Origin of the sequence: Sphingomonas faeni (assembly GCF_024273235.1) — a bacterium.
Classification (GTDB): Bacteria; Pseudomonadota; Alphaproteobacteria; order Sphingomonadales; family Sphingomonadaceae; genus Sphingomonas; species Sphingomonas faeni_A.
Genome location: NZ_JANBVH010000007.1, coordinates 17,175 through 31,848, shown reverse-complemented (window position 1 = coordinate 31,848; position 14,674 = coordinate 17,175). Strand labels below are relative to the sequence as shown.

General features: G+C 64.9%; 10 protein-coding genes. 6 read left to right on the top strand and 4 right to left on the bottom strand.

What is annotated here, in order from left to right:
* Positions 1–60: 60 nt before the first annotated feature.
* The 4 genes from NLI89_RS05195 to NLI89_RS05180 all read right to left on the bottom strand — a co-directional run bounded on the left by NLI89_RS05195 (position 61) and on the right by NLI89_RS05180 (position 5,616).
* A complete protein-coding gene (locus NLI89_RS05195) occupies positions 61–1,281 on the bottom strand; it encodes an aromatic ring-hydroxylating oxygenase subunit alpha (RefSeq protein WP_254686047.1) in 1,221 nt (406 codons plus the stop codon).
* 128 nt (positions 1,282–1,409) lie between these two features.
* The gene (locus tag NLI89_RS05190; RefSeq protein WP_254686046.1) at positions 1,410–2,264 is read right to left on the bottom strand and encodes an oxidoreductase; all 855 of its coding nucleotides are present in this window, start codon (positions 2,262–2,264) and stop codon (positions 1,410–1,412) included.
* The gene (rbsK, locus tag NLI89_RS05185) at positions 2,261–3,208 is read right to left on the bottom strand and encodes a ribokinase (protein WP_254686045.1); all 948 of its coding nucleotides are present in this window, start codon (positions 3,206–3,208) and stop codon (positions 2,261–2,263) included. Before rbsK ends, NLI89_RS05190 begins: the two co-directional genes overlap by 4 nt.
* 86 nt (positions 3,209–3,294) lie before the next feature.
* Complete coding sequence (locus tag NLI89_RS05180) at positions 3,295–5,616, bottom strand: acetamidase/formamidase family protein (RefSeq protein ID WP_439144477.1); 2,322 nt, start codon at positions 5,614–5,616, stop codon at positions 3,295–3,297.
* A 242-nt stretch (positions 5,617–5,858) separates the two neighbouring features.
* On the opposite strand from NLI89_RS05180, the gene NLI89_RS05175 reads away from it, so the two are divergent.
* The 6 genes from NLI89_RS05175 (at position 5,859) to NLI89_RS05150 (ending at position 14,407) form a co-directional block, all read left to right on the top strand.
* On the top strand, positions 5,859–6,833 hold the full coding sequence (locus tag NLI89_RS05175; protein ID WP_254686043.1) for a PDR/VanB family oxidoreductase: 975 nt from the start codon (positions 5,859–5,861) through the stop codon (positions 6,831–6,833).
* 13 nt (positions 6,834–6,846) lie between these two features.
* Positions 6,847–7,875, top strand: a complete 1,029-nt coding sequence (locus tag NLI89_RS05170; RefSeq protein WP_254686042.1) for a bile acid:sodium symporter family protein — start codon at positions 6,847–6,849, stop codon at positions 7,873–7,875.
* Positions 7,876–8,507: 632 nt separating this feature from the next.
* Positions 8,508–9,530: an IS110 family transposase gene (locus NLI89_RS05165; RefSeq protein WP_107956118.1), complete on the top strand. Its 1,023-nt coding sequence runs from the start codon at positions 8,508–8,510 to the stop codon at positions 9,528–9,530.
* Between the two features lie 382 nt (positions 9,531–9,912).
* Positions 9,913–10,464, top strand: a complete 552-nt coding sequence (locus tag NLI89_RS05160; protein WP_254686041.1) for an RNA polymerase sigma factor — start codon at positions 9,913–9,915, stop codon at positions 10,462–10,464.
* A complete protein-coding gene (locus tag NLI89_RS05155; protein ID WP_254686040.1) occupies positions 10,461–11,315 on the top strand; it encodes a FecR family protein in 855 nt (284 codons plus the stop codon). The genes NLI89_RS05160 and NLI89_RS05155 overlap by 4 nt, the downstream gene beginning before the upstream one ends.
* A gap of 98 nt (positions 11,316–11,413) precedes the next feature.
* On the top strand, positions 11,414–14,407 hold the full coding sequence (locus NLI89_RS05150) for a TonB-dependent receptor (RefSeq protein ID WP_254686039.1): 2,994 nt from the start codon (positions 11,414–11,416) through the stop codon (positions 14,405–14,407).
* The last annotated feature ends 267 nt before the right edge of the window (positions 14,408–14,674 follow it).

The following is a 14,674-nucleotide window of genomic DNA, read 5'->3' as shown; positions in this document are numbered from 1 at the left end:
GGGGCGTCGGCCCGCCCGGCGCGTCCGGGCGGTGGCACGACGCCGTCGCGGTAAAGGACGTCAGGGCGCGGGTATCGCCGGTTGCTGTTTGGCCCCGCTAAGCCGGGCGTAGGTCTCGCGGTAGCGTTTCACGAGCCACCGGTTGAACTGGATCTGCGCACCTTCCTGCCAGGCATAGCGACCACGCGGGGCGAACTTGGACCGCAGCCCGACCTGGACCAGCGCATCGACGTGCATGTCCTGGTCGATGATGTGCATCGCCGCGACCATGTTCATTTCCATCTTGTGCGCGAACGACGGATGCCGCGACGCGCCTGGCGCGACCAGCACGCCGGTATCCTGCTCCATCGTCTCTGGCCCCGTCGGACGCAGGATCAGGTAGATCACCATGTCGCTCATCATCACCAGCGACAGCGTCGGCGGGATGTTGGCGAAGGTCATCCGGTTGCGATCCGCCTCGTCGAGATCGGGAAAGATCGGCAGCAACGCGCGCTGCGTGGCGTTGAAGCTCGCATCGGGATGCAACGTGCCGTTGTAGCGGAGGAAGCCCGCATCGGCCGGATCGGCCTCGGGAAATTCGGCGCGTTCGGAGGGCACGAAATCGTGCAGCGGCCCCTGATGCAGCTTCGAGGCGTGATAGCCGTCATTGTTGTTCTCGAACATCACCTTCCAGTTCCAGGCGAAGACGCCCGGTTCGCGGGGACGTTCGCCCTCCGCGTTGGGCAGGTCGTAATGGGCGATAGCCTCAGTGACCGCGGTCAGGCGGGGCGCGAGCGGGGCGGCATCCAGGTCGAAATTGACGAACAGGAAGCCCTGCCAGACCTCGACCTTGAAGCGGGTCAGGCCGTTCTCTTCCTTCTTGAAGTTGCAGGTCCTTTCCATCGCCGGCGCGCCGGTCAGCTTGCCGTCGAGGCCGTAGGCCCAGTGATGATAGGGGCACAGGAACATCCGCGTGTTGCCCGAGCCTTCGGCCACCAGCATCGCCCGGTGCGCACAGACCGAGGACATCGCGTTGACCTGACCGTCGCGGCCGCGGGCGACGACGATCGGCTCGCCGATGATCTGAGTCGTGAAATAGTCGCCGATATTGGGCACCCAGCTCTCACGCCCGACGCACAGCCACTCGTGGTGGTACAGCGCCTCCTTCTCGAACTCGTAGAAGTCCTTGTCGGTGTAGCATTCGGGGGGAAGCGTCTGGGCCTCCGACAGGTCGATCGCCGAGGATTCGAGCGACGCGATGAAAGTGGCGGCGGGCAATCGTGCAGGCATGGTGATCAGCACCCCGTGTTCTGATCGTTGCGTGGCAGCGCCCCCGGATCTGACAGTCCGGGCGGATACCAACGCCGACGACCTACACGGTGGCCGGCCGCCAATCTTGTTCCCGCGCGCACGGTAAGTTGCGCGGCGCCTCAGCCGGCCGGGTCTGCGCCCGTCACCGCCCCCGCTACCGCTATCGACAGGGTCAGCGGCCGCCATGCCGCGATGTCGGCTTGCATCGCCGCGATCTCACTCTCGGCATAACCGAGCGCGTCGGCACCGAGCAGCAGGCGCAACGGCGGCGTATCCGCATCGACCAGCGCGAGGATCGCCTGCGCGGCCTTGGCGGGATCGCCGGGTTCCTCGCCGGCGTGGTCGGCGAAGATGCGCTCGGCCTGATGCGCGGTGGTGGCGTAATCGTCGATGCGGTGCGCGGCGACGCGCAGCGACGTACCGGCGAAATCGGTGCGTAAGCCGCCCGGCGCGACGTTGCTGACCTTGATGCCAAGCGGCTCGAGTTCCTGCGCGAGCGTGCGGCCGATGCATTCCATCGCGAACTTGCTCGCGCCATAGATGGCGGTGCCGGCCCAGGGTGCCCAGCCGCTGACCGAGGTGATGGTGACGATATGCCCGGCCCGGCGTGCGCGCATGCCCGGCAGCACCGCCTGGATCACGCCGATCGCACCGAACACGTTGGTTTCGAACAGATCCCTGATCTGCGCGAGACTGGTTTCCTCGATCGCACCGACCATCCCAAAGCCCGCATTGTTGACGAGGACGTCGATGCGGCCATGCCGTGCCTCGACGTGCGCCACTGCCGCTTCGATCGAGGAGGCATCGGTGACGTCGGCAACGAGCGCGATCGCGTTGGTTGGATGCAACGCCGCGAAAGCGGCTGCGGCTGCCTGTGTCCGCACGGTGCCTGCCACAATGTCGCCCCGCGCGAGGGCCGCCAGCGCCAGATCGCGGCCGAGGCCCCGTGAAACGCCTGTTATCAGCCAGATCATGGCCGGTCTCCAGCATGTGCAAGCATCGCCTCGACCTCGTCTCGGGTGGGGGCGGCATCGGCGGAGGCGCGCGACACCGAGATCGCAGACGCAGCGGACGCGAACGCCATCGCCCGAAGCAGCGAAAGGCCGCGGGCCAGCTCGCAAGCCAAGGCGGCGTTGAACACGTCGCCGGCGCCGGTCGTATCGACCGCCTTGATCCGAAGGGCTGGCTCGAACACCAGCGTGCCCTCGACGAGCGTGGCGCTCCCGCGAGGGCCGAGCGTGACGATCACCTCGCGGGCACCATGCTGCGTCAGATCGTGCAACGCGGCATGGAGCGCCGCATCGTTGGTTCCGTCGATCCCCGTCAGGCTGGCCAGTTCGGTCTCGTTGGGCGTGACCAGGTCGGCGAGTGGCAACAGCGCAAGCGCAGCCTTGTCGGAAGGTGCCGGGTTCAGGATCGTGCGCACGCCGTGGCGTCGCGCGATCTCCAGCGCGGCACGCACCGTCGGCAGCGGCACCTCGAGTTGGACGACGACCGCGTCCGCACCCGCGATCAGATCGGCCGCGTCTTCGACCATTGCCGGCGTCAGTGCCGCATTGGCGCCGGGCGTGACGACGATGCTGTTCGATGCGTCGTCGGCGACGAGGATATGCGCCGTGCCGGTAGCCATGCCGGCAACCATGGTGACGTGGGAGGCGTCGACGCCCTGCGCGACGAGATGGGCGCGGGCCGCATCGCCGAACGCGTCGTCGCCGATCGCCGCCACCATATAGGTCTCCGCGCCGAGACGCGCGGCGGCGACCGCCTGGTTCAGCCCCTTGCCGCCGACGACCGTCTTCGATCCACGGCCAAGGACCGTTTCGTTGGGCAGCGGCAAGGCGGCGACGCTCAGCACGATATCGATATTGACGCTGCCCACGACGACGATGCGCGGTACGGCATTTGAGAAGCTGGTCATCGTTGCTCCAGATGTGATCGGCCCGCCATCGCAGCCGTTGGGACAATGCGTCTTGTTCGGGCGCGCCCCACCTTTTGCCGCTGCGATCAGTTCGTGAAGAGCGCCTTGCGGATGATGGCGTGCGCGCCCCAATTGCCATTGGCGACCTGCGTGATCCCGAAATCGACGCCGACCGACAGCAGCGAGATCGCCTCGTCCTCGGTCAGCGACTTGGTGGTCATCAGGAAACGCCGCGCCTTGCGGAAAGCGTCGCGCATCGCCGCCTCGATCGAGGAGTTCTTGTACACCTCGCTTTGCGCCTTGCTGCCCAGTTCGCGCAGGTAGTTGGGCTGTGCGAAGCCGAGGATGACCCATTCGTCGCGTGTTTCGATCAGCGGATAGTCGAGATCGCGGAGCGTGTTGCGCTGGGTTTCCCTCGGGTGGAGGATGATCTGTATCACCGACGACATGGAGCATTCGATTGCCGTGCCGCAGAGTTCGGAATCGCCTTGTGAGGCATGCGGATCGCCGAGCGACAACAGCCCTTCCGCGACGTTGACCGGCAGAAAGATCGAGCCGCCAGGCCCCAGCCGCCAATTGTCGATATTGCCGCCGAAATCGCCGGGCGGGACGGTGTCGACCAATCCGTCATAGGCGGGTGCCAGGGCGACGAAGCCGAAATGCGGGCGCACGGGAATCTCGACACCTTGCAGCACCTCGAAATTCTTGACGATGCTGGCCTGGTCGACGGGCACGCCGGGATAGTCGTAGCGTTCGTGGAGAACGCCGTCGGGATCGACCTGCGGCGTGTAGCGATAATTGTAGAGCGCATGCGCGCAGCTGCGGTCGTGCCCGGTCTCGACCTCGAAGACCGTGACCACTTCGCGCGGCTTGGGCTCGGTCAGCATGTCGTTGTAATGGAAGCCCCAATACGCCGCGACGTTGCTCCCGAAGCTGCGCCCGGCATATTTCTCGTTGCCTGAAGGGCGGGCGTTGATTTCCAGGAAGCGCACCTCGACGATGTCACCGGGCTTCGCACCGGCGATCGCGATCGGGCCGGTGAGGATGTGGACCCCGAAGCCTTCGCCCGCCCCCCGACCCAGCGTGGACGCGTCCATCGGCCCGGCCCCGCGTCGGTCGATCGTCTTATCGTCCTTGGTCCAGTGATAGATCTGCTCGATCGCGGCATCGCCCTCGATCATCCGCTCGTGATCGTCGGCGGCGTGATGCGTCAGCGTTTCGATCGTGACGTAATCGCCCGATCGCACGCGTAGCACGGGCTTGATGTGGCGCGAAAGATGCCCCCACCGGATCGTTTCGACGGTCGCCGGAAGGAAGTGGTGGCGGATTTGGCCGACGCCGGTGGCTGCGATGTCGACGGCGTCGTCGTCCGCCTGATCGCCGTGTGTATCGTCGTCGATACCGATGCGATCGGTCTTCGGCTCGGGGACCGGGCTGCCGCGACGGGGCGCTTCGGCGGCGAGCGCGACCGGCGGTGCCTTGCGGTATTCGCGCGGCGACATGGCATATTGTTCGCGAAACGCGCGGCTGAACGAGGCGGAATCGTTGAAGCCCCATTGGAAGAGGATTTCCGAGATCGACTTCTGCGCATGGAGCGGACTGAGCAGATCCATCCGGCAACGCTCGAGGCGGCGCAATTTGACGTAATGGCCGAAACTGTCGCCGACGGTCTCGAACAGTTTCTGGAGGTAGCGCATCGAGATGCCGTGCTTCGCGGCCACCTGTTCGAGATTGAGGTGCGGGTCGGAGAGATGCATCTCGATCGACTGAAACACGCGTTCGAGCAGCATGGCGCGCGCGCCCGCCGAGCCGCCGAGCGATTTGGACGGGGCCCCTTCCATCAACGCGGTCAGCAGGAAATCGGGAAGGCTGATCTCGACCGGCCGCAGGCGATCGGCGCTCAGATCGTTGATCGTGTCGCCGACCGCGCGAAGCATGCCGGACAGGATGCGCCCCGCCCCGGTGTCGCTGGCGATCAGGGTGATAGCCGACGGCAGGTGGTTGCGAACCCGTTGGGGGAAATAGGCCGGCGGGATCTGGATCATCAAGAAGCGGTGATCCCGCGGGAATTCGAGCCTCGCCAGAACTTCGGCATGACCGAAGACGATGTCGCCTTCGCGGACGCGCAACACGTCCGGTCCCGCGGTTATGGTCAGGTCGCCTTCGAGCAGTTCGATCAACCAAAGGTCATCGGCACGCTCGGCCATGTCGATGGTCAGGCACTGCTGGGTCGAAGACAGGCCGATGAAGTCGAGCCCGTTTTCGCTCCTGTAGCTCGATAGCTCCCCGAACGATGCATCGGTATCCATCGCATCGAGGCGGAGCGACTTGCGGTGCAGTGCGAAACGCCATGCGTCCCATCGTTGTTCGCGTGGGTATGCGTGGGTCGTGATCCGCAATGCGGTGATCTCCGGACGATAGCGCAGCCGCCGTTCATGGCGGTGGCATCGTCATGCGCGACCACCCCCGGACCGGCAATCGCTACCGGCCGCCAGCGACCGCTCCTGCATCCGTCGTGGAGGGGCCGATGCAAGATTATGTGCCGCTATCGACAAGCCAATCCATGCGGCGGCTCCCTATGGACGAGGGCTCAGACCGCGTTGCGTCATCTCGGGGGCGGGCGTGCGGCGATTGCAGAGGCTTGGCGATGATGACGGATTCGACCCTGCGCACGCGGATTCATCGGATGACGCAGGTCGGCGTGCCCGGCACGCCGGGTGCGGTACGGATCCTGGACCTGCGCCAGGAGAACGGGCGCGACCTGCCCGAATTCGAAGCCGGCGCTCATGTCGATCTGGTCGTATCCGACGGCGTGATCCGGCAATATTCGTTGCTAAATGCCCCGAGCGAGCGGCACCGCTACGTCGTCGCGATCGCGCTCGATCCTGCCAGCCGCGGCGGGTCCCGCCACCTCCACGACTGGGTCGAGGAGGGCGATGTGCTCGTCATCGGCACGCCGCGCTGCCATTTCCACCTCGTCGAGGATGCGCCCTATAGCGTGCTCGTCGCCGGCGGTATCGGCGTCACCCCGATCTGGTCGATGGCGCAGCGACTGATCGCACTCGGTCGACCGTTCGAGTTTCATTTCGGCGCGCGATCGGCCGCCACCGCGCCTTTGCTGGCGGAGATCGCGGCCGGCCTCGCGACCGTAGGTGTTGCGCTCCACACGGTGTTCGCCGACGAGGACGATCGCGGGCTCGATCTCGCCGGTATCGTCGCGCGCGCGCCGGTCGACGCGCATTTCTATGCGTGCGGGCCAAGCGGCATGCTCGATGCCTATCTTGCGGCGGGCCAGGGCGTTGCCGAGGGCCGCCTCCACTATGAGCGCTTTGCCGGTACCAGCGCAGCCGCGACGGACGGCGGGTTCGAGGTCGAACTCGCGCGTACCGGCGGTCGCTATACGGTCGAACCGGGACAGACCATCCTGGAGGCGCTGAAGCTGCATGGGATCAACGTGCCGCATTCGTGCGCAGAAGGCATTTGCGGTGCCTGCGAGGCGCGGGTGATTTCCGGTATTCCCGATCACCGCGACGACGTGCTGTCGGACGCCGAAAAGGCGTCCAACGCGTCGATGATGGTATGCTGTTCGGGTTCACGTTCGCCCATGCTCGTCCTCGATCTTTAGAACGGACCGACGCATGATCCGGCGATTTCGGGCGGCCCTTGCGGCGCTCGACCCCTTCATCCTGCTGATGCTAGGCCTAGTCGCGCTAGCCAGCGTCCTTCCGGTACGCGGACAGGGCGCGGTGATCGCCGGTTACGGCGCGAACGGTTTGATCGTGCTGCTGTTCTTCCTCCACGGTGCCAAGTTATCGCGCGCGGCGATCGTCGCCGGGTTCGGCAATTTCAGGCTGCACGCGGCAGTCCTCGCTACGACCTTCGTGGTGTTCCCACTGATCGGGCTATCACTGCAGGCGCTGCTTACCGGTGCGGTCGCGCCGGGAATATTGAGCGGGATCCTGTTCCTTTGCCTGCTGCCCTCGACGGTACAGTCGTCGATCGCCTTCACCGCGATCGCGCGCGGCAATGTGGCGGCCGCGGTATGCAGCGCCTCGCTGTCGAACCTCGCCGGCATCGTCCTCACGCCGCTGCTGGTGGCGTTGTTGATGCAGCAGTCGGCGGGCGTATCGACGAGCTCGGTGGTCAGAATCGTCGGACAGTTGCTGTTGCCGTTCGTCGCCGGGCATCTCGCGCGTCCGCTGATCGGCGGGGCAATCGCGCGCCACAAGCTGCTGGTCGGACGCGTTGATCGCCTGTCGATCCTGGCCGTGGTCTATACCGCGTTCAGCGCGTCGGTGATCGAGGGGCTATGGACCAAGGTCGACCTGGCCGACTTGGCGCTGGTGATGGTGCTGTGCGCGGCGATCCTCGCATTCGTCCTGTGGTTGACATGGTGGGTCTCGGGCAAGCTCGGCTTGGCGCGCGAAGACCGGGTGGTGATGCTGTTCTGCGGATCGAAGAAGAGCCTGGCATCGGGCGTGCCGATGGCGTCCGCGCTGTTTCCACCGGCGGTGCTCGGCCCGGTGATGCTACCACTGATGCTGTTCCACCAGCTCCAATTGATCACCTGCGCGACTATAGCAGGTGCGATGAAAGAAGAGGCGGAGACTGCGGACGGGGGCAATCCGACGGCGGTCGTGTCGCCCAAGGCGCGGAATAGCTGCTGACGCGAAATTAGCCTGAGGCGCCGCAGCAGCAATAACGTACCGCCTTTTCCAAATAACGGCGAAAGGCAGCCAAAAGAACTCTTGTGGGGCGTGCAATGCTTATCTCAAAGAAATTGGCATTTTTCAAGATCGGCCCACCGATCGGCCCATCACTCAAACTTGTAAACGATTCCTTATTGCAGGCGGATCGGCCATCGGAGTACTCTTTGCCAGCCCACGCGCAGGAGGCATGTCCGATCACTATCTTAGCTTGAAAATTCTGATCCAAGTAGGTCTATTCGCCAAAGCACGCCCGATTATCGGCGAGCTTGAATCTGGGGGTTTTGAGGGCTTACTTCCTCAATATTCCTGAACTTGTCCCTCGACATTCGTTTCCCTCATGTCGCCCGCAGAATAAATGGCTGCTGGCAGGCCGGAAGGCGTCAATTGCTGATGCAGATTGATAGTGCGCGCTACCTCGGTGTTTCGCCGTCAAATTAGGTCCCTTGGACGTCCCTAAATTGTCTGCGGCAAAGATGAATGAACTTCGGTTCTGGGAAGCGCCTATAGCCCTGAATGTCTGATTGTGATGACGTGGACGGCTCTCCAACCCTCCAGCAGAATGTCCTGCGGAGAGTCGAAGGAGAGCAACGATGGGAAACGTCACAACGATCGGTCTGGATATCGCGAAGAACGTGTTTCAGGTGCACGGAGTGGATGCTGATGGCGCAGTGGTTGTTCGCCAGCGTCTGACGCGTGGGCGGATGTTGAAGTTCTTCGCCAAGCTGCCCCGGTGTCTGATCGGCATTGAGGCGTGTGCGACATCACACTTCTGGGCGCGCGAGCTGGTCGCGCTCGGGCATGACGTGAAGCTGATGCCGGCGCAGTACGTGAAGCCGTACGTCAAGCGAGGCAAGAACGACGCGGCTGATGCCGAGGCGATCTGCGAGGCCGTGACTAGGCCGACCATGCGCTTCGTCGGGATCAAGTCGCCCGAGCAGCAGAGCGCGATGATGCTCCATCGTGTCCGCCTGATCCTCAATCGCCAGCGCACGCAGCTGTCGAACGCGATGCGGGCGCACTTGGCCGAGTTCGGGATTGCAGCGCCGATTGGCAGAAACGGCATCGAGCAGCTCCTCGACGTAATCGCTGATCCTACCGATGAACGCGTACCGGCCGATGCGCGGTTCTGCCTGGAGATGCTGGCAGCCCAGTTGCGCATCGTAAAGGAGCAGATCCTCGAGAACGATCGTCGCATCCTGGCGAGCGCACGCGAGACCGAGCTTGGTCGCCGATTGATGGAGATACCCGGCGTGGGTCCACTGCTCGCCAGCGCCATCGTCGCCACGGTTCCTGACCCCGCGATCTTCCGCTCGGGCCGCAACCTGGCTGCCTGGATAGGCCTGGTACCGCGGCAGAACTCAAGCGGCGGAAAGGAGCGGCTGGGCAGTATAACGAAGGCGGGCCACCAATACCTGCGTCAGATGCTGATCGTCGGCGCTATGGCCGTCGTGCGCTATGCCGAGCGGAACGGGGCTAAGCGGCCCTGGCTTGTGCAACTGCTTGCCAGGCGGAAGACCAAGGTCGCCGCGGTCGCGCTCGCTAACAAGAACGCCCGCATGATCTGGGCGATGATGGCCAGCGGCGAGCGCTATCGCGAGCCGCAGATCGCGTAACAGGATACGGTGCGGGCGACCGCACCGGACGAGGTTGGGAAGGGTGGATAGGAGCTAATGCAACAAGCCGGTTGAACCGCCGGATCGGGAAAACCCACAAAGACCCAAGCACCTCGAGTGCGTGTTTGTGATCGGGACCCGAACCGCGCGAATGGCATTATGGCCAGCGGCGCTATGAGCCGCACTAACAGGTCGGACACATGGCCGCACCAACCAGCATTGCAACGCCACTGTTCAAGCTTGCCAACGGAGGGCCGTCCACACATGGGTCTTTGCTTCGAGACAGCCAGGAAGGCCAATCTCATGAAACGATCCTGGTACATTGTCATCCAGCCTTCACGATCGCCTCATAAGACGCTCCAGAACTGCAGATGGGGGCGTGGTGAGCAGCAGAGGATATCTTGGCGAAGGGCCGTTACCTGCGCACGCTCTGACGCTGGAGTATCCGGACGCCGAACTGGCGGGCGCATTGCGGCGTTTCGTGCGAGGTCGGTTGGATCACCATGCCGATGGCGACGACGTCGTGCAGGAAACCTATCTGCGGCTGTTCGCCTATCAGGCGACCGCGCGGGTCAACGACATGAAGGCGCTGTGCTTCGCGATCGCGCGCAACCTGCTGCTCGATCATCACCGTGCCGCGCGACGCTCCGTACATGTCGAACTCGACGAGGCGATGGTCTGTCAGCAACCAACTGCCGACAGGGTCTTGGCCTTCCGTCGTGCTGTCGTGATCATGGCGGAGGCGCTCGAGCATATGCCGCCACTGCGCCGCGAGATCTTTCTGCGGAAACGGCTCGACGGCCTCAGGACCGACGCGATCGGCCAGAGTCTCGACATGAGCATGGCGGCGGTGGAGAAGCACGTCGTCCGCGCCTTCCAGGACCTGCGTGGCGCGCTTGCCAAGCGCGGCTTCACGATGGAGGCCGGCGCATGACCGTAGCCGGCAGTGGGACACCGGTGACCGAAGCGGCGCTTGCGGATGCGTTGCGGACGGCCGCGATCCGCTGCGGCCGGCTGTCGGACGAGCAGGTCCGGTCGCTCAGGCGTCGACGGCGATCCGCCATCGCCGCGGTCGCAACGGCGCCGGTCGCCATTGCCGCGCTGTTCATGGGCGCCGGCGCGTTCGTCCGCACACCGACCGCGGCACCGGTTTCGACCCGAATGTTCGCCACCCGTGCGGGGGAACGCACGACCGTGACGCTGGCGGACGGCTCGACCGTTGCGCTCAACGGCGCGACCCGGCTTCGCATTGTCTATGCGGACGGACGGCGCCGTGCCGAACTGCTTGCGGGACAGGCGTTCTTCGACGTGCGGCATGACGTTGCTCGCCCCTTCGTCGTGCGTGCGGGTGCCAGCGAGACACGCGTCCTCGGTACCGCGTTCGACCTGGACCTGACCCGGACGCAGGTTGCACTGGCCGTCTATCGCGGCGCGGTCGGCTTCGATCCGGTAGGGGCACCGCGCGGCGTCGTGGTCCGGGCCGGGTACCGCAGCGCCGTACGCGGCGGTGTGGCGGCAGCACCGACGCGGTTCGATCCGGTGTTGCCCGACTGGCGCAAGGGCTGGATCGACACGACGGGCATGCGCCTGGACGACCTGGTCGAGGTTCTCGACCGTCAGGGGGGTGTCAGGATCGCACGTCCGGCGGAACCGCTGGCATCGACGACCGTGTTCGGGCGCTTTCGCACCGACCATCCGCATCGGCTTCTGAACGCCATCGGCAGCGGGTTCGGCTTTGCAGTGATCGAGCGGCAGGGGACGTTGACGCTCGAACCCGCGCACTGACGCAAAACTAAACGAAAAAATAAACACTGTCCGGATTCGGCGGCCCTGGCCGTCTTCCCTCCGGGTGGCGCCTGACAGCGTCAAGACGGGGGAATATGATGACGCGGTTTGACGGAACGTCGGCACTGGCCTTGGTAGCGTTCGCCCTGGCGGCGCCGGCGGTGGCGGACGCGCAGACGACGGGCGCACGGATGTTCGCGATCCCGGCGGGCGATCTCGCGCGCGCGCTGTCGGCCTATTCGAGCGTCACCGGCCTGCAGGTGATCGCCGCGCCCGCACTCGTTTGCGGGCAGCGGACCAAGGGCGTCAGCGGCCGGCTCACCCCGTCGGCGGCGCTCGCGATGCTGCTACGCGGGACGGGGCTGCGTCCGGTCGAGAGCAACGGCGTGACGATCCTGCGCCGGGACCAGGCATCGCCGGTGCCGAGCACCGTCGGCGCGCGTGCGCCAGTCGTTGCGGCCGCCGCGACGCAGGCGACCACGATCGCGCGTGAAACGCCGGAGGTCACCGACGACATCGTGGTCAACGGCTATCGCAGCAGCCTGCTGGCAGCGCAGGACCTGAAGCGCCGCGCGGTCGGGACCGAGGACAACATCGTCGCGTCCGACATCGCCGCGTTTCCCGACATGAACCTCGCCGAGGCGCTGCAACGCGTTCCCGGTGTGGCTATCACGCGCGACACGGGCGAGGGCCGCCAGATCGCGCTGCGCGGTCTCGGCCCCGATTTCACGCGCACGCAGTTAAACGGCATGGAAGTGCTCGGCAACACGGCATCCGGCATGGACAATCGCGGCAACGTCAGCCGAAGCCGCGGCTTCGATTTCAGCCTGTTCGCGTCCGAGCTGTTCAACCGCGTGAGCGTGCAGAAAAGCTACGCCGCCAACCAGGACGAGGGCGGCATAGCCGGCACGGTGCAACTCTTCACCGCCAAGCCGTTCGACTATGACGGCCAGAAGATCGTGCTGTCCGCGAAGGCCCAGACCAACGACCAGACCAGCGGCGTCACCCCGCGGCTCGTCGGCCTGTTCTCGCAGCGCCAGGGCGATTTCGGTGCGCTCGTCTCGGTCGCCTATTCGAAGGTGCGCAACAACGAATATGGCTATCGCAACTGGAACTGGGGCAAGGTCACCTACGGCGCGAACAATATCGGCCCCGAGATCGACGCGGCAACGCGGGCGCTGTTGCGCGGCGGCACGATCTTCGCGCCCCAGGCACAATCGCCATCGACCTGGTACACCGATCGCGAGCGGATCGGCGTCACGAGCGCGCTGCAATATCATCCCGGCGACCATTTCAAGATCGACGTCGACCTGTTGTACGGACACCTCGCCGACAAGCGCGACGACTGGGCGATCGCGGCAGGCGGCTACAACGCGCTGACCGGCAACGTCAGCGGCACGCAGGTCATCCGGTCCGCGACGATCCAGGGCAATTCGCTCGTCGCCGCCAGCTATACCGGCATCGATCAGCGTACCGAGCATCACCGTGTCGAGAACCAGACCGACTTTTACCAGGCGGTGGCGAATGTGAGCTGGGACGTCGGCGACCGGCTGAAGCTGACCGCGCTGGGCGGGTACCAGAAGTCGAACTTCGTGCAGCCCATGTTCGACAAGATCTTCCTGCAGGCGCGCAATACCGCGTTCAGTTTCGACATGCAGCCGACGATCCCCGTGAACACCTACGGCTTCGACCTCACCGACCCGGCGAACTGGAACGTCCAGCGGCTGGTGACGCAGGAGAACATGATCAAGAGCGACTATCTCAACGGTCAGCTCCAGGCGGTCTACGACCTCACGCCGATCCTGAAGCTGGAGGTCGGCGGCGAATACAAGCGCTTCACCAACAGCGGCTATCAGTATCTCACCAACATCTTCTACGGCACCGCGGCGACCCGCGATCGCGCGATCCCCGACGCGCTGAAATACGTCATCAACCGTGACAGCCTGCTCCCGTATATCGGTGGCGACATCGCCGGAATCTACGCGCTGCTCGGCAACAACCGGGACCTGACCGCCGCCAACCTGACGGCGGGCAGCGACTTTCGCATCCGCGAAAAGACCTGGGCGGGCTTTACGCAGCTCGATCTCGACACCGACATCGGATCGATGCGGCTGCGCGGTAACGCCGGTGTCCGCCACTATCATACCGACCTGGTTTCGAGTGGTTCGCTGGCCACCGCGACCAACGGCGTGACCACGCTCCAGCCGGTGACGGTCGGCACCAGCAACGACGATTGGCTGCCCGCGCTCAACGTCGCGCTCGACATCACGCCGAAGCTGATCGCGCGCGCCTCCGCCAGCCGCAACGTCAACCGTCCCGGCCTGCCGCAGCTCGCGGCGGCGGGAACGCTGACCGTGGCGCCGTTCGGCGGGTCGGTATCGGTCGGCAACCCCAATCTGCAGCCGTTCCGCTCGACCGCAGCGGAGGCCGGGCTCGAATATTACATGGATCGCAACGGCTTCGCGTCGGTCGGGTTCTTCTGGAAGAACCTCGACAGCTTCATCACGTCGGAGACGTCGCAGGTTCCCTATAGCGAGACGGGCTTTCCGGTCTCGCTGCTGTTGCCCGGCCAGGACGGCACGACGCCGTATAATTATACCCGTCCGATCAACGGGGACGGCGCCAGTATCAAGGGTATCGAGGCCGCGTTCCAGCACGACTTCACCTTCCTTCCCGCGCCGTTCGACGGGTTCGGCATCGTCGCGAACGGCACGTGGATCGATGGCGACCAGACCGCGGTCTACAACGGCGTCGTCAAGAGCATCCCGCTCTACAACCTGTCCAGATGGGCGGCCAACGCGACGCTCTACTTCGAGACCGAACGTTTCGGTGCGCGTGTCTCGACCGCCTATCGCAGCCGGTATCTGACGGGCGCAGGCGGCAACGCCAATGTCGGCGACGGCATCCGCCCGACCAACAACGTCGATTTCCAGGTCCGCTACAGCCCGGCCAAAAACCTACGCTTCGTCGTCGAGGGGATCAACGTCACCAACCGGCCGATCGAGCAGTTCACCGATCTCTCGACCGACCGGACGCTCGTCTACACCCGCAGCGGCCGCATCTTCACCTTCGGCGTGACGACCAGCTTTTGAACTCCTCGTCCGCGGCGTGTCCGCCGCGGACGAGAGCGTACGGCGTACCTCACGACATCCTGCCACGGGAGTTTGTATGAAAAGCCATATTTCGACGAGCCGGGTTTCCCTGATGATCGGCACCGCCGCCCCCTTCGCCAGCACGGCCTCGAGCGGAAATGCGGGCATGAGCCACAGCCGTTTATAGGGCCTCGACAGGTATTCGGCTTTATCCGCATCCGGCACGTGGATGTAGAGCGGATCGACCAGGCGCTCGATCGTCGTCTG

Excerpts from the sequence above, each read along its gene's own strand:
- NLI89_RS05190 (WP_254686046.1), bottom strand. The coding sequence starts at position 2,264 with ATGATCTGGCTGATAACAGGCGTTTCACGGGGCCTCGGCCGCGATCTG.
- rbsK (WP_254686045.1), bottom strand. The coding sequence starts at position 3,208 with ATGACCAGCTTCTCAAATGCCGTACCGCGCATCGTCGTCGTGGGCAGC.
- NLI89_RS05175 (WP_254686043.1), top strand. The coding sequence starts at position 5,859 with ATGACGGATTCGACCCTGCGCACGCGGATTCATCGGATGACGCAGGTC.
- NLI89_RS05170 (WP_254686042.1), top strand. The coding sequence starts at position 6,847 with ATGATCCGGCGATTTCGGGCGGCCCTTGCGGCGCTCGACCCCTTCATC.
- NLI89_RS05165 (WP_107956118.1), top strand. The coding sequence starts at position 8,508 with ATGGGAAACGTCACAACGATCGGTCTGGATATCGCGAAGAACGTGTTT.
- NLI89_RS05155 (WP_254686040.1), top strand. The coding sequence starts at position 10,461 with ATGACCGTAGCCGGCAGTGGGACACCGGTGACCGAAGCGGCGCTTGCG.
- NLI89_RS05150 (WP_254686039.1), top strand. The coding sequence starts at position 11,414 with ATGACGCGGTTTGACGGAACGTCGGCACTGGCCTTGGTAGCGTTCGCC.